The organism is Polaromonas sp. YR568 (assembly GCF_943371715.1).
GTDB lineage: Bacteria > Pseudomonadota > Gammaproteobacteria > Burkholderiales > Burkholderiaceae_C > Polaromonas.
Genome location: NZ_CALRVW010000002.1, coordinates 141,948 through 162,908, shown reverse-complemented (window position 1 = coordinate 162,908; position 20,961 = coordinate 141,948). Strand labels below are relative to the sequence as shown.

Here is a 20,961-nt window from a genome sequence, read left to right as displayed (position 1 = left end):
CCCCACGCTCCGCACTGACGTGTCGTCGCTGCCCCCCGAGGCGGCGCTGCGCCTGCGGCCCGACAAAGCCGGTTCCGCGGCCCCTGCTGAAAAAGAGGTGCCCCTGTGAATGCCGCTCCTGGTCTTTTCATCAGCTTCGAAGGCATAGACGGCGCGGGCAAATCCACGCACATCAGCGCGCTGGCCGACGCCTTCAAGGCGCAGGGCAGGGCCGTGACCCTGAGCCGTGAACCGGGCGGCACGCCGCTGGCCGAGAAGCTGCGCGCCCTGATCCTCAACGATCCCATGGACGCGCTGACCGAAGCCCTGCTGATTTTTGCGGCCCGGCGCGACCACCTGACCACCGTGATCGTCCCGGCGCTGTTGCGCGGCGACGTGGTGCTGTGCGACCGCTTCACTGACGCGACCTTTGCCTACCAGGGTGGCGGGCGCGGCTTCGACCTCGATGTGCTATCAAAACTGGAGCTGTGGGCGCAGGATGCACGGGGGCTGGGGCATGGTTTTATTCTTGAACTCGGTCCCAGGCAAGAGGCTGTGCCGATTGTCCAGCCCGACCTGACGGTCTGGTTCGATCTGCCGCCCGAAGAAGCCGCGCAGCGCCTGACCGGCGCCCGCGTGCCGGACAGGTTCGAAGCCCAGCCGGTGGAGTTTTTCCGCCGTGTGGCCCAGGGTTATGCCGACCGCATGGCCCTCGACCCCGGGCGTTTTGCCCGCATCGACGCCGCCCAGACACGCGAGGCCGTGTGGCAGTCGGTGCATCAGGTGTTTATCGGCAAAGGCTGGCTCTGATGAGCGATTCTGTCGCAGCCAGCCCGCCTCTGGCCCCCTGGCTGCAGACCCAGCTGCAAACCCTGCTGGCCCAGCGCGGCCATGCCTGGCTGCTCAGCGGCCCCTCCGGCCTGGGCCAGTTCGACCTGGCGCTGGCCCTGGCGCGGGCCTGGCTGTGTGAGCAGGCCACAGAGCAGGGCGCCTGCGGCGTGTGCGGCAGCTGCCATGCGGTCGACGTCCACACCCATGCCGACCTCTGCATGCTGATGCCCGAAACCCTTTCCTTGGCCCTCGGCTGGCCGCTGGACGAAAAAACCCAGGACGACCTGGACAGCAAGAAACGCAAGCCCAGCAAGGAAATCAAGGTCGATGCGGCACGCGAGGCGGTGAGCTTCACCCAGTTCACCCGTTCGCGCGGCAGTACCAAGGTGGTGCTGGTCTACCCGGCCGAACGCATGAACGCGATCACCGCCAACACCCTGCTCAAGACGCTGGAAGAACCGCCCGGCGCCGTGCAGTTCATCCTCGCGACCGAGGCCGCGCACCAGTTGCTGCCGACCATCCGCAGCCGCTGCCAGGGCCACACCATGCACTGGCCGGATTTTGACCAGGCCCTGGCCTGGCTGGCCGAGCGTGCCGGGCCGGAAGGCAAGGCCGGCAAGTCGCCCGCCGCCGCCGACCTGCACACCCTGTTGGCTGCCGCCGGCGGCCGGCCCGCCGACGCACTGCAACGCGCGCAGGCTGGACCGAGCAGCGCGATTGCCCAGCACTGGCAGGCCCTGCCCAAAGCCATGGCCCGGGGCGAGGTCGGGGCATTGAGCGATTTCGGGCCGGCTCAGGCCGTCGACGCGCTGCAAAAGCTCTGCCACGACATGCTGGCCACCCGGGCCGGCGCCGAACCGCGGTTTTTTCGCCACGCCGACTTGCCGGTGCAGTCCGTCGGCAAACCCGGTGCGGCTGGCGCGGCTGGTTCAGGTGTTGGCCCCGGCTTTGCCGCGCTGGGCGCCTGGGCCAAGGAGCTGGCGGCCACGGCGCGTACCGTGGAGCACCCCTACAACCCGGGCCTGATGCTGGAAGCGCTGGTCAGCCGCGCGCAGCTGGCGCTCAATTCAAAATAAGCGCGGCTTCTTGCTGACAGCCCGGCGGTCAACCCGATAAACTAGGCGCATGAGTACAACGCCTCCTGCTGGTTCTCCCGGTGCTGCCGGTGCCACCGCCACCAGTGCCGGCGCCGCCCGGCCCAGCGTCATCCAGTTGGCCATCCGCGAAAAAGCCGCGCTCTATGCCGCCTATATTCCGCTGTTCACTGAAGGGGGCGTTTTCATCCCCTCGGCGCGCGACTACAAGCTGGGCGACGACGTGTATGTGCTGCTGACCTTGCCCGACGACACGCAGCGCTATCCGGTGGCCGGCAAGGTGGCATGGGTCACCCCGGCGCGGGCCTCCGGCAACCGGACCCAGGGTGTCGGCGTGCGTTTTCCCAACGACGAAAAGTCCCGCCTGCTGAAGATCAAGATCGAGGAAATCCTCGGCGCCCACCTGGCCTCCGACCGTCCGACCCAGACGATCTAGGGCTCTAGGCCCTTCCCAGCCTGTTCCGGGCCGCTTCACTTTTGATAGCTGCCTGCGACCGTCTGGTATGGACTTCAGCCACTTTCGACACCTAATACAACCCTGCCGATGTTCACCGATTCCCATTGCCACCTGAGTTTTCCCGAGCTCCAGGCCCAGTTGCCGCAGATACGCGAAGCCATGGCGCAAGCCCAGGTGGACCGCGCGCTGTGCATCTGCACCACGCTCGAAGAGTTCGAGACCGTTCACACCCTAGCCACCAGCTATGACAACTTCTGGTGCAGCGTCGGCGTCCACCCCGACAACGAGGGCGTGACCGAACCCAGCCTGGACGACCTGGTGCGACGCGCGGCCTTGCCCAAGGTGGTGGCGATCGGCGAAACCGGGCTGGACTACTACCGCCTCGGCGAACGCAGCATGGCCGACATGCACTGGCAGCGCGAACGCTTTCGCACCCACATCCGCGCCGCGCGGCAGACCCAAAAACCGCTGGTGATCCACACCCGCAGCGCATCAAACGACACGCTGGCCATCCTGAAAGAGGAGGGCGAAACCGCCGACGGAGCAGGGCGGGCCGGCGGGGTGTTCCACTGCTTCACCGAAACCGCCGAAGTGGCCCGCGCCGCGCTGGACCTCGGGTTTTACATCTCGTTTTCCGGCATCCTGACCTTCAAGAATGCCGCCGATCTGCGCGAAGTGGCCCGCTTTGTGCCGCTGGACCGGACGCTGATCGAAACCGATAGCCCCTACCTGGCGCCCATGCCTTACCGCGGCAAAACCAACAACCCGTCCTACGTTCCTTACGTGGCCAGGCAGATTGCCGAGATCCGGCAGATGCCGGTGGAAGCCATCGCCGAGGCCACCAGCCGCAATTTCGAACGGCTTTTTTCAGACGTCACGGCATGAATATGCACCTCATAAATCACTTTAAAAAAGCCGTCTATCTATTTGTCATGACTGGATTTATTTCAGTCAACGCCGGCTCGTATGAAGACTTTTTCGCGGCCATCAAGCAGGACAACCCGGGCGCCATCCGGCAGTTGCTGACCCGCGGTTTTGATGCCAACACCGTCGACCCCAAAGGCCAGCCCGGCCTGTCCCTGGCAATCCAGGAGCCATCGCCGAAAGCCACCCAGGCCCTGCTGGACTGGCCCAAAACCAACGTCAACGCGCTCAATGCCAATGGCGAAAGCCCGCTGATGCTGGCCGCGATCAAGGGCCAACTGGACATGGTGGCCGCCCTGATCAAGCGGGATGCAGACGTTAACAAGACCGGCTGGACACCGCTGCATTACGCCGCCAGCAAGGGGCACCTGGCCATCATGAACCTGCTGCTGGAAAACCACGCCTACATCGATGCCGAATCACCCAACGGCACCACACCGCTGATGATGGCGGCGCAATACGGCACAGGACCGGCGGTTCAGCTGCTGCTGGACGCCGGCGCCGATCCCTTGCTGAAAAACCAGCAAGGCCTGACCGCCATCGACTTCGCACGACGCGTCAGCCGTACTGAATCCATCGATCTCATTGCAGCAGCTGTGCGCAAGCGGCAAGCCACCGGCAAATGGTGAAGCTGGGCCAGCGCTGAAGAGCGGCTGGACACTGCAGGCTGGTTCAGGCGATGTTCAAACCTGGCGCGGCTTGGCGGCGTTTTTTGCTGAGTTGACCGGTCTCTTTAATGTTCTACGATGTATATTATGTTAAATAATAAACAGACAGAGCCACATTGCGAATCCCATCACCGTTGGCAAGAACCAGTTGAACGTGCCAACACTGTGCTTCCAGCCTGCTAACAACGACAAGCCTACTATCCAGCTAACCCCGACCAACAGTCAGGTCCGGGAAGCTGGACCTCACCAGCAGGTACAGTGAGCCAAGCTCACAAAACCAATCCCCATGGACCCCACCCATCTCCACCAAATCGCCGTCGAAGCCATGCGTTCCCGCGGCCTGTTGCCCGTCTTTTCACCGCAGGCCTTGCAGGAAGCCGAAGCCGCGCGCCATGCCGGTCCCGAACGTCACGGGGACATCCGCGACCTTCGACACCTGACCTGGTTCTCGATCGACAACAACGACACGCGTGACCTGGACCAGCTCAGCGTGGCCGAGCCGCTGGCGAATGGCGCCGCGCGCCTGTTGGTGGCGGTGGCTGATGTCGATTGTCTGGTGCGGCCCGGCGGCGCGGTCGATGGCCATGCGGGTGCCAACACGACCTCGGTGTACACCGCGGCGGGCATTTTCCCCATGCTGCCCGAGGTGCTGTCCACCGACCTGACCTCACTGCACGAAAGCCAGGAGCGGCTGGCCGTGGTGGTGGACATGCAGTTGGCCGCAGACGGCACGGTGTCCGGCTCGGACATCTACCGCGCTTTGGTGTTTAACCACGCGAAGCTCACCTACGACGCTGTTTCGGCCTGGCTGGACGGCGCGGCATCGCCGCCAGCGCAGATGGCCAGCGTGCCTGGCCTGGAAGAACAGGTGCGCCTGCATGACGTGCTCGCCGGCAAGCTGCGGCAATGGCGCCAGTCGCGCGGTGCGCTCAACGTCAACACCATCTCCGCGAGGCCGGTTTTCAAAGACGGCCAGTTGGTCGACCTGCAGCCTGACGAGAAAAACCGTGCCAAGGACCTGATCGCCGACCTGATGATTGCCACCAATGGCGCGACGGCGCGTTTTCTGGTGGACCAGGGCTTCCCGTCGATTCGCCGGTTCTTGCAGGCACCGCGCCGCTGGGACCGCATCGTGGTCCTGGCCGCCAGCCACGGTGTGGCCTTGCCTGCTATGCCCGATGCCTTGGCGCTGGATCGCTTCCTGAGTGCGCGGCGCGCGGCCGACCCTGGCGGCTTTGCCGACCTGTCGCTGGCAGTGGTGAAGATGCTGGGCTCGGGCGAGTATGTGGCGGCACCGGCGGTTGCCGGGGATGCAGCGAGCGCAGAAGGCAATGGACAGGGCCACTTCGGGCTCGCCATCAACGACTACGCCCATTCGACCGCACCGAACCGCCGCTTTCCCGACCTGGTGACACAGCGGCTGCTGAAGGCGGCGCTGGCCGGCGAGCCACCGCCCTACTCCGCCGGGCAACTGACGGAGATTGCCAACCACTGCACGCTGCAGGAAGACAACGCCAGCAAGGTCGAGCGCCAGGTGCTCAAGGCCGCCGGCGCCTGGTTGCTGCACGGGCGTATCGGTGACGTGTTCGACGCCCTCGTGACGGGCGCAGCGGCCAAGGGCACGTTTGTGCGCATCAGCAGCCCCTTGCTTGAGGGCCGGGTGGTGCGGGGTTTTGAAGGGCTGGACGTGGGCGACACGGCACGTGTCAGGCTGGTGGCGGTGGATGCCGAAAAAAGCTTCATCGACTTTGAGCGCGCCTGAGGCCGTCAAACTCGAGCGGGCGAATGTAAAACCCTGTGAAAGCCCTTGCAGCCGGGGCCAACAGCGCCATGTGGGTCCAAGCGGCCCGCCGGGCCAGCACGTTCACCGAGGAGATTCCATGTTCAAACGCCTGACCCTGCTGTGGGTCCTGCTGCGCGGCGATGCGCGGCGGCTGTGGACGGCCTTGCGCCACCCGCACGCGCCCGGCTGGCTGAAGTGGGGCACCGCGCTGATCGCGTTGTACCTGTTTTCGCCGATCGATCTGATCCCCGATGTGCTGCCTTTTGTGGGCGTGATGGACGATCTGGTGCTGGTCCCGCTGGCGATCCGCTGGCTGCTCAAGCGCCTGCCGCCCGGCATCGCCGAGCCGGTGCCAAAACGCAGCGCCGGTTGAGCACCGGCGCGCTGGTCTAATGGGGCATCGCCTCCCCGGGCGCACCCCCGGCCAGCCCGGCTTGTATTCATGCCCACCCGCCCCGCCTCCCTGACCATCACCCTGCCCTCCGGCGCCACCACCTCCGGGCTGTTGCAGGCACCGGCCAGGGCTGAGGCCGGTTACGTGTTTGCCCACGGCGCCGGCGCGGCCATGGACCATGGCTTCATGACGGCGATCGCGCAGGGCTTGGCGGAGCGCGGCATCGCCACCTTGCGCTTCAACTTTCCGTTCATGGAACAAGGCTCGAAACGACCGGACCCGCCCGCCGTGGCGCAGGCGGCGATCCGCGCCGCGGTTGCGGAGGCCGTGCGGCAGTGGCCCGGGCTGCCACTGTTTGCCGGCGGCAAGTCCTATGGCGGGCGCATGACCACCCAGGCGCAGGCGGCCGAGTCGCTGCCAGGTGTACGCGGCATCGTGCTGGTGGGTTTTCCGCTGCATCCGGCCGGCAAGCCTTCGACCGACCGCGCCGCGCACCTGGCCGGCGTCAAGTTGCCCATGCTGTTTCTGCAGGGCACGCGCGATGCGCTGGCTGAGATGGACCTGATGCGAGAGACCACGGCAAGCCTGGGAACACGCGCAAGCCTGCATGTCGTCGAAGGCGCCGACCACGCCTTCCATGTGCTGGTGCGTTCGGGCCGCAACGACGGCCAGGTGCGCGAGGAGCTGCTGGACACCATGTCCGCGTGGATGAAGCAACGCCCGTCCTGACCGGGGCGCAGGGCCTGGCCTATAAACTGGCCCCACGTTCACACCCCGCCCATAAGGACCCCGCATGCCCCACCTGAGCCCTGTTCCCCTCGCCGACATCCAGGAAGACGACATCCGCGAGCGCTTCGAGCATTACAAGAAGACGCGTGGCTTCACACCCAACAGCATCATGACCATGGTGCGGCGGCCCAACATCGTGCGCGCCTTCATGGCGCTGAACCAGGCAGTGCTGTACGAAGGCACGGTGCCGGAAGAAACCAAGATGCTGGTCAGCCTGGCCAGCAGTTATGCGGCAGGCTGCCTGTACTGCCAGTCGCACATGACCAACCTGTCGAGCATCTACAAGGCCTCGGACGCCAAGATCGCCGCGCTGTGGGATTTCGAAAATAGCGCGCTCTTCAGCCCGGCCGAACGCGCCGCCATCAGCCTGGCGCTCAAGGCCGGCAAGGTGCCCAACGAAGCTTCCAGCGCCGACTTTGACGAACTGAAGAAGCACTACAACGACGAGCAGATCGTCGAGATCGTGGCGGCCATCGCCCTGTTCGGTTACCTGAACCGCTGGAACGACACCATGGCGACGGCGCTGGAGCCGCTGGCCGTGGAAGTGGCCGAGCGCGCGATTGGCGGCGTGGGCTGGGAAGCCGGCAAGCACCGCTGAGCGATGCTGCCTGCGGCACCTCGAGCAGCCGCGTCAGAACGCGACCCGCACGCCGGCCTGCGCACTTCCCAGCAGCGAGCCGCGCCGCGCCTCGGTGCTGACGCCGAGATAGCCGAAGGCCTGTGCGCTCAGGCGCTGGGTACCATACAACCCGAGCTGCACAAAGCCTCTGCCGGCTTGCGGCGCCCGGATGCCGATGGGCATGCCCGCCAGCGAGGCAGTGAGCGCAGGGTTGAGCAGGCTCTGCGAATCCACGCCCACACCGGCATCGAAGCGGTAGGTGCGGCTGTCCCGCAGCGGGTGGTTGGCCGTGGACGCCAGGCTCAGGCCCAGCACGCCGCGCAGGCCCTGCGCGTCAAAGCTGTCCACACGCAGTGCTGCCGCGGAACTGCCCTCGGTAACAGCGGACCGGTGCTGCTGCTGCCAGGTCAGGCGCGCGTACGGAGCTATGCGATGGCCCTGCCACTCCATGGGGCGGCTCACGCCGGCGCTGAGCAGCGCATCGCGACCGCTGGTCTTGCCGCCCAGGCCGGCGCTCAGGCCCGTGACGTCGCTGCGCGAATGCACGGTGGACTGCACGCCCCAACTGGCCAGAACGTCCACCACCCATGACGCCGCCGGCACGCGGGCATAGGCAAACAGCGCGCCCTGCCGCAACTCGGCCTGCCCCTGCGCCGCGCCGACGTCGGTGTTCGACAGCGCCAGACCGACGCCGGCCTTCCTGCCTTCGCCGGCAAACGCATCGACCCCCAGCACCAGCTGGTAAAGGTCGCTGCTGAAGGCACTGGCGTTCTGGTCGCCGGAGCGGCGGCCGTGCTGGTAGGCCAGCTCGCCCCACGCCGCGTCGTCGCGCGCGCCTTGCCGCACGGCAGCATCGGCAGGCGCGGACAGTTGCAGGCCGGGAACGGCACGCCCGTCAGCGCTTGCGAGCAGGCTGCCACGGCCATCACGGGGCGCCAGCGCCGCGAATTGATTGGCCGCAGGGCTGGCGTCGTTCAGGTGCGACAGCACCGCCTGCTGCATGCGCCGGCCGGCCTCCGGCGCAGCCGTCAGCGTGGCGCCATAAACCTCGCCGGCCAGGCCGCGCGTGAAAGCCGGCAGGCCGGTCGCGCCACGCGTGGCGGCCGAATACAGCAGCAGGTCCTGCGCCGCCGTGGCGGTGCCGGCGTCGTTGGCTGCCATCACGCGGTCGAGGGCCCCGGCGGCCGAGCGGGCATTGACGTTTTGCGCGGCCAGAGCGCCGGCGTAGGACGTTGGGATGACGGCCAGGTCCAGGCTGTTGCTGCCACCCAAGTTGTAGAACTGGGCAAAGCGCGTGCCCGCCGCCAGCCCGGCCGGCTGCGTCAGCGTGCTAAACCGGCCGGCAATGCCGCCGTCGGCGCTGACCATGCGAAAGCTGTCGCCCAGCGCCGGGGTGTAGGGTGTGCTGCCGAAGCCGGGCTCACCGGGCGTGAACAGGTCCAGCAGGCGCGGCGAAAGCGTCGCGTTCGGCTGGATCACGAACTGCCCGCCGCTGATGGCCAGCAGCGAGTAATAACCCGTGGCGCCCGCCGGACTGTTGGCGCTGGCCTGTAAGGTGCCGGCAATGTCCTGGCGGAAGGTGCTGCCGCTGTTCATGGTGACGGTGCCGTTGACCGCCAGGCGGCCCGGCGAATGCCCGGGCTTGAGCGTGCCGGCCACGGTCAGCGGGCCACGCAGGCTGCCGGTGCCCATCAGCGTGCCGCCCGCTGCCACAAACACCGAACCCGTGCCCAATGGCGAAACACCACTGACCGACAAGGTGCCCGAGCTGACGGTGGTGCCGCCAGCATAGGTGTTGATGCCCGACAGCGCCAACAGGCCGCTGCCGTTGACCGTCAGGCCGCCAGCGCCCGAGAGCACGCCGGACAGCCGCGCCGTGCTGCCGGCTGGCGAGGTGATGGTGGCGCCGCCGGCGTTGAAGGTGAAAGCCTGGGCCGAGTTGGCATTGGCAGGCAGCACCAGCGTGCCGCCGTCGAAGACCGGGTTGATCGACACCCCGACATTGGCCAGCGTGTAGGAACTGCCAGCCGCCATATTGACGCTGCCCGCTGAAAAAATCAGGTCCCAGACGGTGGTGCTGCCCGAGGCCAGGCTCAGCACCCAGTTGAGGCCGCTGAACGAGCCCGAGGTTGCGCCGGTCAGGTTGGCCGCCGTGAAGTTGTTCAGCACGCCGGTGTAGGACCCGATCGCCACGGTCGACGTGCCGTAGATACCGAAGATCATGGCGCCCGTCACACCGTCCTTGTTGGTGAACTTTCCATAGGTGGCCGGACTGTTGATGATGATGTTGTAGTTGGTGGGCACCAAGCCGGTATAGGTGACGGCACCGTTGACGTTGCCGGCGCCCTGCAGGTTGTTGAACGTCTGCAGGGTGCCACTGTTGGTAATGCCCGAAAACGGCCCGATGATGGAACCGGTATTGGTCAGCGTGCCCAGCGTGCTGGCAGCACTGAAAATCACCAGACCGCGCCGGAAGCCCGAGGAAATCGTGCCGCTGTTTACCAGGGTGGTCAGTCTTCCGTTTACGTTGACCGCGATTTGCTCTGCGGTGTAAATCGTGCCGCGGTTGGTCAGCGTGGATGCGGTGGCGGACGACAACACCGAGATCGGGTCGCCGTTTCGGCCACTCCCAGCATTGTTGCTCACCGTGACCCCGGTGTTGACCGTCACATTCGCGCCGGTGTCCAGGTTCAGTGGCTTGATGCCGCCGCCGGAGCAGTTGGCGCTGATGGTCAGCGCCCCGGTCACCGTGGCGCCGCCATTGCACTGCTGGGCCCATGCCTGATGACCCCAGGGAAGCATTGAACAGGGTAAAGCCAGCAGAAAAAATGAACGCTTCTTGAAACCTTCGAGGGTACTGGAGGCCATACATTCCAAAAACAGGAAATCACGAAATGCACAGCCAAGAGAAGATGTCAGGACGGTACTCGAAGTCCCATGTTATCTCCAATCAGGAAATCGTCCCCGGCGCGTCCTGAAGGGGTTTTCCGCATAACCGCAAGGGAAACAGGCTTCAATCCCATAGCAGTCGAGCGCAAGCAGCTATCATATTGATAGCTATTTTTTGCCGTTCAGCTACGTTTATTGACCGTCAGGCGGTTTTGCGCGATGTAAGCCGAATGGCTTCCTGTCAAATATCGCAGGCGCCCGGCCGCTTGCCGCCCGCCTTGGCTAATTCATTCCTATTAAAAACTCTGGAAACTCACCTTGCGCTGCACACCTTTGGGCAATGCACGGCCGGGCTCCACTGTCAGCTCTGACAGGATTGACCGCTTTTCCTTCGGCTCAAAACAATGGCCTCGAGTTCTTCAACTTGACGGAGCCTTCACATGATGCAATTCCATCCTTCCTGGCGCCTCCTGCCAGCGCTTATTCTGACGCTGGCTGGCCCCGGCGCCTTCAGCCAGACCCCCACCGGCAAGGCGGCGCCCACGCCTGTTCCGGCGGCCAAGGCCACACCGGCGCCCGCCGTCAAAACAGCGGCGCTGGCGGCGCGTCCCGCGCCGCCGGTGGCCGACTGGCCGATCAAGCCCATCCGCCTGCTGATCGGCTTTCCGCCGGGCTCGGTGCAGGACCTGTCGGCCCGGGCGATTGCCGAGCCGCTGTCGAAGTCGCTGGGCCAGCCGGTGATCGTGGAGAACAAGTCCGGCGCGTCGGGCACGATTGCCGCGGATCAGGTCGCCAAGTCCACCGACCAGCACACCTTCGGGGTCATGAACAACAGCCAGCTGACCATCGCGCGTCTGCTCAACCCCATGATTGCCTACGACCCGGCCGTCGATCTGGCGCCGGTCGCCCTGATCGGCACCACGCCGCTGGTGCTGGTGGTCAGCAACTTCGCCCAGGGCAACAACGCGCAGGAGTGGCTGACCTGGCTGCGCAACCAGGGCGACAAGGCCAGTTACGGCTCGCCCGGCACAGGCACGCCCGGGCACCTGGGCATGGAGTTGATCAAGAGCCGCAGCGGTGGCCTGGGCGTGATGCATGTGCCCTACCCCGGCAACCCGCAACTCATCACGGCCATGCTGGGCGGGCATCTGCAGGCCGCCTTGCTGCCGCCCGGCCTGGCCATGCAGCAGGTTCGCGCCGGCAAGATGAAGGCGATCGGCGTCACGTCCGAACAGCGCAGCATGCTGGCCCCGGAACTGCCGACGCTGCGCGAGGCCGGCATCATGGGTGCCGACATGGAGTTGTTCACCGCGCTGGCCGGCCCGGCGTCGCTGCCGCCCGCCGTGCGCGACAAACTCGGCGCCGCGGTGATCGAGGTTCTCAAAACCGGCGAGACGCGCCAGCGGCTGATCACGGTGGGCTGGCAACCCGCGCCGTCCACTGCGGAAGGCCTGCGCACCCGCATGCGCAGCGACACGCGCTCCCTGGGCGGCATCATCATGCTGCGGGGCATCCGGGCCGACAGCTGAGCGCCTGGCGGCGCAACCAGGGGGCCGGCGCCGCATTGAAGTAAAAAAGGCCTGCAGCCCCCGTCTCTGTTGCGCAATCAGCTATGATTTATGTAGCGCTGGTGGTGCGGGGTGACCGGGGCGTGCGGCACCGGTGCCACCCGCCATGAGCGCCCGCGACGCCTGCAGCCGTTCCCACTTACACCCCCGGCCGGCCATGTGCGCCTCATGAAGACGGCGCCACTGGCGGCAGCGGCCGGTTCTCCAGTTCAGGGGCCGGCGGCAGACCGGTCACTTTGAGGATTTCTTCCTGACCCAGGGTCTCGTGCGCCAGCAGGGCCGCGACCAGCGCGTCGAGTTGCGGGCGGTGCAGGGCCAGCAGGCGCCTGGCCTCGGCCTGACACTCGCTGATGATGCGCTGCACCTCGCTGTCAATGCGCTGTGCCGTCGCTTCGCTGAAGGGTTTGTCGGCGCCGAAGCTGCCGCTGATGCCCAGGTAGCGGTTCTCGCGTGGCGCCAGCTGCACCATGCCGAGCTCGTCGCTCATGCCCCAGCGCGTGACCATGTTGCGCGCGATCTGGCTCACCTGTTCGATATCGCTTTCGGCGCCGGTGGTGCGCGTGCCGTAGACCAGCTCTTCGGCGGCACGCCCGCCCAGCATGCCGACGATGCGTGCGCGCATGTAGGCCTCGGGGTAGTTGTAGCGGTCGGTCTGCGGTCGCTGGTAGGTCACGCCCAGCGCCTGGCCGCGTGGCACGATGCTGACGCGCTGCACCGGATCGGCGCCGGGCACGACCAGGCCCAGAATGGCGTGCCCGCTCTCATGGTAGGCAATGCGCTGGCGGTCGTCGGCGCTCAGCAGCAGCGGGCGCTCGGGGCCGAGCACGATTTTCTCCAGCGCGTCGAGGATGTCTTTCTGCATCACGCTGTCCTGCCCGCGCCGCGCCGCCAGCAACGCCGCCTCGTTGACCAGGTTCTTCAGGTCGGCGCCGGCCAGCCCCGGCGTGGAGGCCGCGACATCGGCCAGGTCCACATCGGCCGCCAGCGGCACCTTGCGCGTGTGCACCTTGAGGATGGCTTCACGGCCGACCTTGTCCGGCAGATTCACGACGACACGCCGGTCGAAACGCCCGGGCCGCAGCAGCGCGCGGTCCAGCACGTCGGGCTGGTTGGTGGCCGCCAGCACGATGACGCCTTCCTGGCCCGAGAAGCCGTCCATCTCGGCCAGCACCTGGTTGAGCGTCTGTTCCTGCTCGCTCGCGCCGCCGATCGCAATCTGGCCGCGGGCCCGGCCGATCGAGTCGATCTCGTCGATGAAGATGATAGCCGGTGCGTTCTCGCGTGCCTGTTTGAACAGGTCGCGCACGCGCGCGGCGCCGACACCCACGATCATCTCGACGAACTCGGAACCGCTCATCGAGAAGAAGGGCACGCCGGCCTCCCCGGCCACCGCCCGGGCCAGCAGCGTCTTGCCGGTGCCGGGCGCGCCTATCAGCAATACACCCTTGGGCGCGCTGCCGCCCAGGCGGGTGTATTTGGCCGGCGACTTCAGGAAATCGACCACCTCGACCAGCTCGTTTTCGGCTTCGTCGATGCCTGCCACGTCAGCGAAGGTGACCTTGTTCGCGCTGTCCTGGTCGTAACGCCGCGCCTTGCTGCTGCCGAGGCCGAACAGGCCGCCGCCCATCAGCCCGCCGCCCCTGGCGGCGCGCCGAAACATCCAGACGTAAAAGCCGATGATCAGCAGGGCCGGCCCGAAGCCGTAGATCAGGGTGGACAGGCCGTCGCCGGTCTGCAGCGGGATCGCGCTGATTTCGACCTTGTGCTCAATCAGGAAGTTTTCCAGCCCCGGATCGACAAACGCCGGCAGCGTGGTGTCGAAGTGCGTCACCGAACGCGGCTTGGCCGCTACCGGGCCGGTCGGGCTCGCCGCTCCTTCGGCCGTCGGCGGCCAGGTGATGGGCGCCACGAAGCGGCCTTCGATGCTGACACCCCGGCTGTAGATAGCCGCCACATTGCCCTTGGCGACCTGCTGACGGAACTCGGTATAAGGCACGGTGACCGGGATGTCCCCACCCGGGAAAATCAGCCGCGCCAGCAGGTAGTTCGCCACCAGCACGGCGAGCAGGAACAGCCAGGCGCTGCGCGGCGGGTTCGCGGGCGTGTCGGGCGGTGTGCCTGGATGCTGGCTCTTGTCCGGGCTTTGCACTTGCTGAGGGGGCCAACGCATGATCGCTCCTTGGATGGGATCATCTTAGCCATGCTTGTCCCCCGCCACCAGACCGGGAGGCCCCGGGTCTGCCGCTGCTACCGGTGTTCCAGCGTCAACGCCGTGCGCAATTGATCCATGTCAGACACGCAGTCAAGGACGACCGCGTGAAAATGAGCGGCAGCCTCGCCGCTCTGGGACGACAGATCGGACGCGGGGCGCTCCTGCGCGGCTGTGGTGAGCCGCAACTGGACCGACCTGAAAAGAAGGTCCCAGTCCCCGCACGGAATCTGCAGCCGGCACAGAGAATCCTGGACGGAATCAGCTTCCCGGGCGGTCCCTTGCGCCGGCAACTCGGTCGATGGGGCGAGCGTGGCGGACGCAGGCTGAGGCACCTGAAACAGCAGCCCGAAGTTGACGAACCCGAGTGCCTTGAGGGCCTTGTGCGCTAGGTGTCGCACCTGTCTGATCGGCAAGGAGGCTGTTCGCTTCATGCGGGCACCTGCGGGATTTGCTGCATAAAGCTGCAGCGACGGTAAGGCGCTAATGCGACCGAGGCTCGGTACGCCATTGCCTTGGCTCGTTTATAGAAGTTTCTGGAACGGTGGTCGGTCCGGTAGCGGACTTATTCGAAAGAAAATGAATAAATAGGTATTACGCCACGCCGGCCGGATCAGCGGGCAGCCGGGGCCGCCCCCAAGCCAGGGCAAATGGCGCTGGCGAACCGCGTGGCGGCCAGCCGCTGGATGCTAGCCAGCCATCTCCATCGGCAGCAAACGGTCGTATTCGTCCTTCACGACCTGGTAACACTCGCAGGAACGCTTTTCCAGGCCCTTGCGGTCCAGCACCTTGATGCGGCCGCGCGCGTAGCTGATCAGACCGGCCTCCTGCACCTTGAGCGCCGCTTCCGTGACGCCGACCCGCCGCACGCCCAGCATGTTGGCAATCAATTCCTGGGTCATTACCAGTTCATTGCCAGGCAGGCGGTCCAGGCTCAGCAACAACCACCGGCACAGCTGTTCGTCCAGCGAGTGGTGGCGGTTGCAGACGGCCGTTTGCGACATCTGCGTGATCAGCGCCTGGGTGTAACGCAGCAGCAGATGTGTGACCGGCCCGGCCTTGTCGAACTCGTCCTTCATGAACTTTGCCTTGAGGCGATAACCTTTGCCGCCGCTTTGCACCACGGCACGGCTTGGCGTGGAGTTGCCCCCCATGAAAAGAGAGATGCCGACAATGCCCTCATTGCCGACCACCGCAATTTCGGCCGAGTCGCCATTTTTCATGACATACAGCAGCGACACGATGGACGAGTCGGAAAATAAACGTGGTGCTCGACTTTTCCGGATTCATACAGCACCTCGCCAAGTGGCATCTCGAACAGTTCAAGATGCGGCAGCCAGGCCTTGAGCTGCGCGTCGGGCAAGGCGGCGAGCAGACGATTGAGTTTTATTTCGCTCGAACTGGCAAGCACAGCCTTGGGAGCTGCGCCTGGCGGGGAAGAAGCCCGCGGCGGCTTTTTTTTTGGGGGGGAAGGTGTGGGCAATGCAGAACCAGGTGATGCGCCCGTCCGCAGTTTGCCGAGGTGGCAGCTGGGTGGGTTCGCCCTGTCAGCGTACCGTGTTGATGCGCACTGGTCTGTGCGATGGCGAACGGCCAGGAGTCGGCTCTTCTTGTAGGCGAAGCGCTCGCCCAGACTCCTGAGCTTGTTGGCGTTCCATCAACTTCACCCACGCCCACAACACCCGGTTGTCCGCCTGGCGGGCCTGCCGGAAGAGCCCCGCGCTTGACACCGCCGCGGACGGCCCGAGTGGCTGTAGGACAAGGTTGCAACTTGCGTAATTGGCGCCAAAACCGCCCTCACGCCGTTGCCAGCTCGATACCATTCGTCATGTCCGCCAAGATGCCCGCCCTGACCAAACACGCTAGCGCAGACCGCTTCCGCCTTCTCGTGGATGCCGTTCAGGACTATGGCATCTTCATGCTCGATCCCGACGGCATCGTGGAGTCCTGGAACAGCGGCGCCCAGCGCATGAAGCAGTACCGGCCGGAGGAAATCATAGGCCGGCACTTTTCGCTCTTTTATCCGCCTGAAGCGGTTGCGGCGAAGTGGCCAAGCGAAGAATTGCGACGCGCGGCCCTGGACGGCCGCTTTGAAGACGAAGGCTGGCGGCTGCGCAAGGACGGCACGCGTTTCTGGGCCAGCGTGGTCATCACCGCGCTGCGCGACGAGAACGGCACGCTGACCGGCTTTGGCAAAGTGACGCGCGACCTGACCGAGCGCCGGCTGCACGAGGAGGCCGTGCGTGAAAGCGAGCAGCGCTTCAGGCTGCTGATTGAAGGCGTGCGCGACTACGCGATTTTCATGCTCAGCCCCGAGGGCATCATCCAGAGCTGGAACAGTGGCGCCCAACTCATCAAGGGCTTCAGCGCCGAGGACGTCATGGGCCGGTATTTCGGCATGCTCTACCGTCCGGAAGACCTGGCCACCGGCCTGCCCGCCACACAGCTTGAAACCGCGCTTGCAGTCGGCCGGGCCGAAGGAGAAGGCTGGCGCGTGCGGCGCGACGGTTCGGTGTTCTGGGCCAACGTGGTGATCTCGCCGGTGTATGACGCATCCCGGCAGTTGCGGGGTTTTGCCAAGGTCACGCGTGACATGACGGAACGACGACGCCTGCACGAGCTGGAAAGCTCAGGCAAGCGCATGAGCGAATTCCTCGCCATGCTGGCGCACGAACTGCGCAACCCGCTGGCGCCCATACGCAACGCCGTCACCATCCTGCAGCTGGAGCCCTCCCCCAGCCCGATGGTGCGCAGCAGCCGCGACATGATAGACAGGCAGCTGTCCCACATGACGCGGCTGGTCGACGACTTGCTCGACGTGGGACGCCTGACCACCGGCAAGATCCGCTTCAGGGCCGAGCAGGTGTCTTATGCCCAGGTCGTGTCGCGTTCGGTGGAGGCGGTCCGACCACTGATGGATGCCCGCCGCCACCAGCTCAGCATAGACATGTCCGACAACGGCCTGTGGGTCCAGGGTGACGCCACCCGGCTGGCGCAGGTGCTGCAAAACCTGCTCACGAATGCGGCCAAATACACGCCCGAGGGAGGCCTGATCGAGCTGAAGGTCTGGCAGGACGGCACGCAGCTCCACACCTCGGTACGGGACAACGGCGCCGGCCTGTCGCCCGCGGCGATTCACCAGATTTTCGAATTGTTCTCCCAAGGTGATGCGCAGACATCGGCCAGGGAAAGCGGGCTGGGCATCGGCCTGACGTTGGCACGTTCGCTGGTTGAAATGCATGGTGGGGTGCTGAGTGCTGACAGCCCGGGCTGCGGGCTGGGCAGCACTTTCAGCTTCTTCCTGCCCCACGCCGGAACATCGGGCAGCGGGACGGACGACACACCGGGCGTCCCACCCGGACCGCTGTTCCTGATCGTCGACGACAACCGCGACGCGGCCAACAGCATGGCGGAAATCCTGCGGCTGATGAATTGCCAGGTCACGGTGGCCTATGACGGCCCCACGGCACTGGCGTCTGCGCGCATGGCGCTGCCCCAGGTCATCGTGCTGGACATCGGCATGCCGGACATGAATGGCTACGAGCTGCTGGCAGCCCTGCGCGCCATGCCGGGCGGCGACGGCATGACCGCGGCCGCACTGACCGGATACGGCACCGCCGAGGATAAAAGCAGGGCGACGGCCGCGGGCTTCGACGCCCATCTGACAAAGCCCCTGGATTTTGCTGCGCTGCAGGTGTTTCTGCGGTCGGTTGGTGTGCTGGCCTGAACCCCATCCCGGGGCCAGCCTCTTTCCCTCCCTCCACGGACATAAGTGCCGGAGGCGCAGTTGGCCAGGACCTCTCAGCCCGGAGGCCAGGCAGCGTCATGCGCCGCGCGGCAGGCTGGAAGCAGGCTTCTTTCCTTCCATCAACTTCACCAGCGCCCACAACACCCGGTTCGCCGGCGTGGCCACGCCCAGCGCGGCGCCGCGCCTGACGATCAGCCCGTTGAGGTAATCGATTTCGGTGGGCTTGCCGCGTGCCAGGTCTTGTGCAGTGGACGACAACTGGCTGGGCATGCTGGCGGCGAGCTTGTCCACCGCCGCATACACGTCACCCGCCACCTGCACGCCTTCGGCCTGCGCCACGGCCAGGCATTCGGCGACGACATCGCGCATCAGGTCAGGTACGCCCTCGCCGGCCACCGTCTGGCCATAAGGCAGCTGGGTGATGGCCGAGACGGCGTTGTAGGCGCAGTTGAGGATCAGCTTGGCCCACAAGGCGCCGCGCACGTTGTCCGACACTTCGGTCGGCACACCGGCGGCGATCAGGGCTTGCGCCACGGCATCGCTGGCGGGGGACGGTTCGATCACCAGCTCGCCGCGGCCGTGGTGTCTGACGTGGCCGGGGCCGGCCATTTCGGTGGCCACGTAAACGACGGCGGCGGCCACCGTGTGTTGCGGCAGCACGCTGCGCAACCGGTCGGCGTTGTCCACGCCGTTTTGCAGGCACAGCACCAGGGCGTCGGGCGCCAGATGCGGCCGTATCAGGGCGCCGGTGGCTTCGGTGTCGGTGGACTTGACGCAGAACAGCACCAGCTTCGCGCCCTGCACCGCGCCGGGCTCGCTGCTGGCGGCCAGGCGCACATGCTCGTCAAAGTTCCGGGTTTCCATGTGCAGGCCGTCACGTGTGATGGCTTCGACGTGTTGCGGCCGGGCGATCAGCACCACCTCGTGGCCGGCGCGCGCCAGCATGCCGCCGTAGTAGCAGCCGACGGCGCCTGCGCCCATGACGGCAACTTTGAAAGGAGTCTGGGAAGGGTGGGCGTTGTTTGTCATGAGTGAGTTTTTGATGGGGAGCCGCATTCTAGAAAGACTTCGGCAAGTGTGCTGGTGCAGCCGCCGCCTGCCCGTTCCTGCTGACCCTATGCCCTGCCCGCGCACTGCCGGCAGGTTATCCTGCCCGCATGAGTATTGAATGTTCGAAGGGGCGGGTGAGCCACCCGCAGCGTGCGGGGCAATGACGGCGTGGCAGATCGCGCTTTTCCTGCTGTGTGTGGCCCTGGCGACCTGCGCCCAGAACCTCAGCGGTTTCGCGTTCGCGCTGATCCTGCTGGGCCTGGCCGGCCTGCTGGAGCTCGCCCCGCTGGCGGACCTGGCCAACGTGGCCACCGTGCTGGCGCTGGCCAACGCCCTGGTCGCCTTGCGCCGCTCGGGCCGCACGCTCGATGTGCCCGCCTTCCGCGACACCGCAATGGGCAGTGCCGTGGGCATTCTGGCGGGCGTGCTGCTGGTCGGCTGGCTCAGCGCCAACGTCACGCTGGTTCTGCGTGTGCTGCTGGGCCTGACGGTGGTTGCCTGCGCCATCGTGGTGCTGCTGCAGGCTGCGGCCCTGCGTGAACGGTCGTCCGCCGCCTCGTTTCGCACCTGGGGCGTGGTTTCGGGCCTGCTGACCGGCCTTTTTTCGACCGGCGGGCCGCCGTTGGTCTACCACCTGTACCGCCAGCCGATGCCGCTGCGGACGGTGCGCGACACGCTGGTGGCCACGCTGGCGGCCAGTTCGCTGATGCGGCTGACGATGGTGCTGGGCACCGGGCAATTCAGCGCCAACGCGCTCAAGCTGTGCCTGCTTGCCGCACCGCTGGTGTTCGCGCTAAGCTGGTGGCTGGAGCGGCACCCGCCCGGCTGGTCGCGGCCCACGGTGCTCAAACTGGTCTGTGCGCTGCTGCTGCTGACGGGGGTCGGGCTGCTGGTTCCGGCGCTGCTGCAGATTGCCAAAACCGGCCTCTGAAACACCAATGAATTCCTGAACCCATGAACTACTGGCTGATGAAATCCGAACCCGGAGAGTGCTCGGTGGACGACGCACTGGCGGCCCCGAAAGCCACGGTGCCCTGGGTGGGCGTGCGCAATTACCAGGCGCGCAATTTCATGCGTGACGCCATGCGGGTCTGCGACGGTGTGTTGTTCTACCACTCCAGCTGCGCTGAGCCGGGCATTGTCGGCATTGCGCGGGTAGCCTCCACCGCCTACCCCGACCCGACGCAGTTCGACCCGGCCTCGCCGTACTACGACGCCAAGTCCGCACCCGACGCACCGCGCTGGCTGCTGGTGGACGTGCAGGTGCTCCAGAAAATCCCCACCATCACCCTGCCCGCGTTGCGCGCCCGACCCGAGTTGGCCGAGCTGTTGGTGCTCAAAAAGGGCAACCGCCTGTCCATCACGCCGGTGGAGCCGCGCCACTGGCAGGTCATCACGGGCAGCGGCGCAAGCGTCCCACAAAAAAAGATGAGGTCATGAAAATAGCAGGATGGCTTGCGGGCGTGTTGCTGGCCGTGGCCGCGCTGCTGCTGGTGGCCGGGCAGCTGGGGTTTTTCGCGGGGAAGCCGCCGCAAGATCTGGGCGTGCGCGATGACCGTCTCAAGCCGCCGTCCCCCACACCTAACAGCGTGTCCAGCCAGGCCGGCGGCCATGCCAACCACCCGCAGCGCCTTGAGGCCAGCATTGCCCCCCTGTCCTACACCGGTGACGGCAAAGCCGCCGTGGGGCGACTGGCTGCCTTGCTGGAAACCACCCCCGGCTGCGTGCTGGTAAAGCGCGAACCGGCTTACCTGTACGCGCAGTGCCGCACCCGCTGGCTGAAGTTCACCGACGATGTGGAGTTCTCGCTCGACGAAGGGGCTGGCGTGATCCAGGTGCGCTCCGCGAGCCGGCTCGGGCGCAAGGACTTCGGCGTGAACCGTGCCCGCGTGGAGGCCCTGCGCACACGCTTTGATCAAGCGCCACGACCCTAGTTCGCTACCAAATCAATAGCTGCTT

18 protein-coding genes and 1 pseudogene are annotated in these 20,961 nt (G+C 66.1%); 14 read left to right on the top strand and 5 right to left on the bottom strand.

Features of this window, described 5'->3' with window-relative positions:
• Window positions 1-105 precede the first annotated feature (105 nt).
• The 9 genes from tmk to AAG813_RS02180 all read left to right on the top strand — a co-directional run bounded on the left by tmk (window position 106) and on the right by AAG813_RS02180 (window position 7,517).
• Window positions 106-789 (top strand): dTMP kinase, encoded by a 684-nt coding sequence (tmk, locus tag AAG813_RS02220; RefSeq protein WP_341911372.1) that lies wholly within the window; start codon window positions 106-108, stop codon window positions 787-789.
• The gene (locus tag AAG813_RS02215) at window positions 789-1,886 is read left to right on the top strand and encodes a DNA polymerase III subunit delta' (RefSeq protein WP_341911370.1); all 1,098 of its coding nucleotides are present in this window, start codon (window positions 789-791) and stop codon (window positions 1,884-1,886) included. The genes tmk and AAG813_RS02215 overlap by 1 nt, the downstream gene beginning before the upstream one ends.
• A 49-nt stretch (window positions 1,887-1,935) precedes the next feature.
• Complete coding sequence (locus AAG813_RS02210; RefSeq protein ID WP_341911368.1) at window positions 1,936-2,340, top strand: PilZ domain-containing protein; 405 nt, start codon at window positions 1,936-1,938, stop codon at window positions 2,338-2,340.
• 108 nt (window positions 2,341-2,448) lie between these two features.
• Window positions 2,449-3,246, top strand: coding sequence for a TatD family hydrolase (locus tag AAG813_RS02205; RefSeq protein WP_341911366.1), 798 nt, complete (start codon window positions 2,449-2,451; stop codon window positions 3,244-3,246).
• Window positions 3,247-3,293: 47 nt separating this feature from the next.
• Complete coding sequence (locus AAG813_RS02200) at window positions 3,294-3,914, top strand: ankyrin repeat domain-containing protein (RefSeq protein ID WP_341911364.1); 621 nt, start codon at window positions 3,294-3,296, stop codon at window positions 3,912-3,914.
• A 325-nt stretch (window positions 3,915-4,239) separates the two neighbouring features.
• Complete coding sequence (locus tag AAG813_RS02195; RefSeq protein WP_341911361.1) at window positions 4,240-5,715, top strand: RNB domain-containing ribonuclease; 1,476 nt, start codon at window positions 4,240-4,242, stop codon at window positions 5,713-5,715.
• A 118-nt stretch (window positions 5,716-5,833) separates the two neighbouring features.
• A complete protein-coding gene (locus tag AAG813_RS02190) occupies window positions 5,834-6,109 on the top strand; it encodes a YkvA family protein (protein WP_341911360.1) in 276 nt (91 codons plus the stop codon).
• Window positions 6,110-6,178: 69 nt separating this feature from the next.
• On the top strand, window positions 6,179-6,859 hold the full coding sequence (locus tag AAG813_RS02185; protein WP_341911357.1) for an alpha/beta family hydrolase: 681 nt from the start codon (window positions 6,179-6,181) through the stop codon (window positions 6,857-6,859).
• A 64-nt stretch (window positions 6,860-6,923) separates the two neighbouring features.
• On the top strand, window positions 6,924-7,517 hold the full coding sequence (locus AAG813_RS02180) for a carboxymuconolactone decarboxylase family protein (RefSeq protein WP_341911355.1): 594 nt from the start codon (window positions 6,924-6,926) through the stop codon (window positions 7,515-7,517).
• A 33-nt stretch (window positions 7,518-7,550) separates the two neighbouring features.
• Here AAG813_RS02180 and AAG813_RS02175 read toward each other — a convergent pair whose 3' ends face one another.
• Entirely contained in the window at window positions 7,551-10,340 is a 2,790-nt protein-coding gene (locus AAG813_RS02175; RefSeq protein WP_341911353.1) for an autotransporter domain-containing protein, read from the bottom strand.
• Between the two features lie 527 nt (window positions 10,341-10,867).
• On the opposite strand from AAG813_RS02175, the gene AAG813_RS02170 reads away from it, so the two are divergent.
• A complete protein-coding gene (locus AAG813_RS02170; RefSeq protein WP_341911351.1) occupies window positions 10,868-11,956 on the top strand; it encodes a tripartite tricarboxylate transporter substrate binding protein in 1,089 nt (362 codons plus the stop codon).
• A 205-nt stretch (window positions 11,957-12,161) separates the two neighbouring features.
• Here the strand turns inward: AAG813_RS02170 and ftsH are convergent, their stop codons facing one another.
• The 3 genes and pseudogenes from ftsH to AAG813_RS02155 all read right to left on the bottom strand — a co-directional run bounded on the left by ftsH (window position 12,162) and on the right by AAG813_RS02155 (window position 15,567).
• A complete protein-coding gene (gene ftsH / locus AAG813_RS02165) occupies window positions 12,162-14,165 on the bottom strand; it encodes an ATP-dependent zinc metalloprotease FtsH (protein WP_341911349.1) in 2,004 nt (667 codons plus the stop codon).
• A gap of 77 nt (window positions 14,166-14,242) precedes the next feature.
• The gene (locus tag AAG813_RS02160; protein WP_341911346.1) at window positions 14,243-14,638 is read right to left on the bottom strand and encodes a hypothetical protein; all 396 of its coding nucleotides are present in this window, start codon (window positions 14,636-14,638) and stop codon (window positions 14,243-14,245) included.
• 255 nt (window positions 14,639-14,893) lie between these two features.
• A pseudogene (locus tag AAG813_RS02155) lies at window positions 14,894-15,567 on the bottom strand (Crp/Fnr family transcriptional regulator).
• A 465-nt stretch (window positions 15,568-16,032) separates the two neighbouring features.
• On the opposite strand from AAG813_RS02155, the gene AAG813_RS02150 reads away from it, so the two are divergent.
• Window positions 16,033-17,931, top strand: a complete 1,899-nt coding sequence (locus AAG813_RS02150; protein ID WP_341911344.1) for a PAS domain S-box protein — start codon at window positions 16,033-16,035, stop codon at window positions 17,929-17,931.
• A gap of 96 nt (window positions 17,932-18,027) precedes the next feature.
• Here the strand turns inward: AAG813_RS02150 and AAG813_RS02145 are convergent, their stop codons facing one another.
• On the bottom strand, window positions 18,028-18,933 hold the full coding sequence (locus AAG813_RS02145; protein ID WP_341911342.1) for a 2-dehydropantoate 2-reductase: 906 nt from the start codon (window positions 18,931-18,933) through the stop codon (window positions 18,028-18,030).
• A gap of 229 nt (window positions 18,934-19,162) precedes the next feature.
• Here AAG813_RS02145 and AAG813_RS02140 point away from each other — a divergent pair, with 229 nt between their 5' ends.
• The 3 genes from AAG813_RS02140 to AAG813_RS02130 are packed head-to-tail and all read left to right on the top strand — an operon-like array spanning window position 19,163 to window position 20,936.
• Window positions 19,163-19,933, top strand: a complete 771-nt coding sequence (locus AAG813_RS02140) for a TSUP family transporter (protein ID WP_341911340.1) — start codon at window positions 19,163-19,165, stop codon at window positions 19,931-19,933.
• Window positions 19,934-19,956: 23 nt separating this feature from the next.
• On the top strand, window positions 19,957-20,442 hold the full coding sequence (locus tag AAG813_RS02135; RefSeq protein WP_341911338.1) for an EVE domain-containing protein: 486 nt from the start codon (window positions 19,957-19,959) through the stop codon (window positions 20,440-20,442).
• The gene (locus AAG813_RS02130) at window positions 20,439-20,936 is read left to right on the top strand and encodes a DUF1499 domain-containing protein (protein WP_341911335.1); all 498 of its coding nucleotides are present in this window, start codon (window positions 20,439-20,441) and stop codon (window positions 20,934-20,936) included. Before AAG813_RS02135 ends, AAG813_RS02130 begins: the two co-directional genes overlap by 4 nt.
• The last annotated feature ends 25 nt before the right edge of the window (window positions 20,937-20,961 follow it).

Excerpts from the sequence above, each read along its gene's own strand:
- AAG813_RS02175 (WP_341911353.1), bottom strand. The coding sequence starts at position 10,340 with ATGCTTCCCTGGGGTCATCAGGCATGGGCCCAGCAGTGCAATGGCGGC.
- AAG813_RS02210 (WP_341911368.1), top strand. The coding sequence starts at position 1,936 with ATGAGTACAACGCCTCCTGCTGGTTCTCCCGGTGCTGCCGGTGCCACC.
- AAG813_RS02195 (WP_341911361.1), top strand. The coding sequence starts at position 4,240 with ATGGACCCCACCCATCTCCACCAAATCGCCGTCGAAGCCATGCGTTCC.
- AAG813_RS02135 (WP_341911338.1), top strand. The coding sequence starts at position 19,957 with ATGAACTACTGGCTGATGAAATCCGAACCCGGAGAGTGCTCGGTGGAC.
- AAG813_RS02190 (WP_341911360.1), top strand. The coding sequence starts at position 5,834 with ATGTTCAAACGCCTGACCCTGCTGTGGGTCCTGCTGCGCGGCGATGCG.
- AAG813_RS02200 (WP_341911364.1), top strand. The coding sequence starts at position 3,294 with ATGACTGGATTTATTTCAGTCAACGCCGGCTCGTATGAAGACTTTTTC.
- AAG813_RS02160 (WP_341911346.1), bottom strand. The coding sequence starts at position 14,638 with ATGAAGCGAACAGCCTCCTTGCCGATCAGACAGGTGCGACACCTAGCG.
- AAG813_RS02215 (WP_341911370.1), top strand. The coding sequence starts at position 789 with ATGAGCGATTCTGTCGCAGCCAGCCCGCCTCTGGCCCCCTGGCTGCAG.
- AAG813_RS02140 (WP_341911340.1), top strand. The coding sequence starts at position 19,163 with ATGACGGCGTGGCAGATCGCGCTTTTCCTGCTGTGTGTGGCCCTGGCG.
- AAG813_RS02145 (WP_341911342.1), bottom strand. The coding sequence starts at position 18,933 with ATGGGCGCAGGCGCCGTCGGCTGCTACTACGGCGGCATGCTGGCGCGC.
- AAG813_RS02205 (WP_341911366.1), top strand. The coding sequence starts at position 2,449 with ATGTTCACCGATTCCCATTGCCACCTGAGTTTTCCCGAGCTCCAGGCC.
- AAG813_RS02170 (WP_341911351.1), top strand. The coding sequence starts at position 10,868 with ATGATGCAATTCCATCCTTCCTGGCGCCTCCTGCCAGCGCTTATTCTG.
- AAG813_RS02185 (WP_341911357.1), top strand. The coding sequence starts at position 6,179 with ATGCCCACCCGCCCCGCCTCCCTGACCATCACCCTGCCCTCCGGCGCC.
- AAG813_RS02180 (WP_341911355.1), top strand. The coding sequence starts at position 6,924 with ATGCCCCACCTGAGCCCTGTTCCCCTCGCCGACATCCAGGAAGACGAC.
- AAG813_RS02150 (WP_341911344.1), top strand. The coding sequence starts at position 16,033 with ATGTCCGCCAAGATGCCCGCCCTGACCAAACACGCTAGCGCAGACCGC.
- AAG813_RS02130 (WP_341911335.1), top strand. The coding sequence starts at position 20,439 with ATGAAAATAGCAGGATGGCTTGCGGGCGTGTTGCTGGCCGTGGCCGCG.
- ftsH (WP_341911349.1), bottom strand. The coding sequence starts at position 14,165 with ATGCGTTGGCCCCCTCAGCAAGTGCAAAGCCCGGACAAGAGCCAGCAT.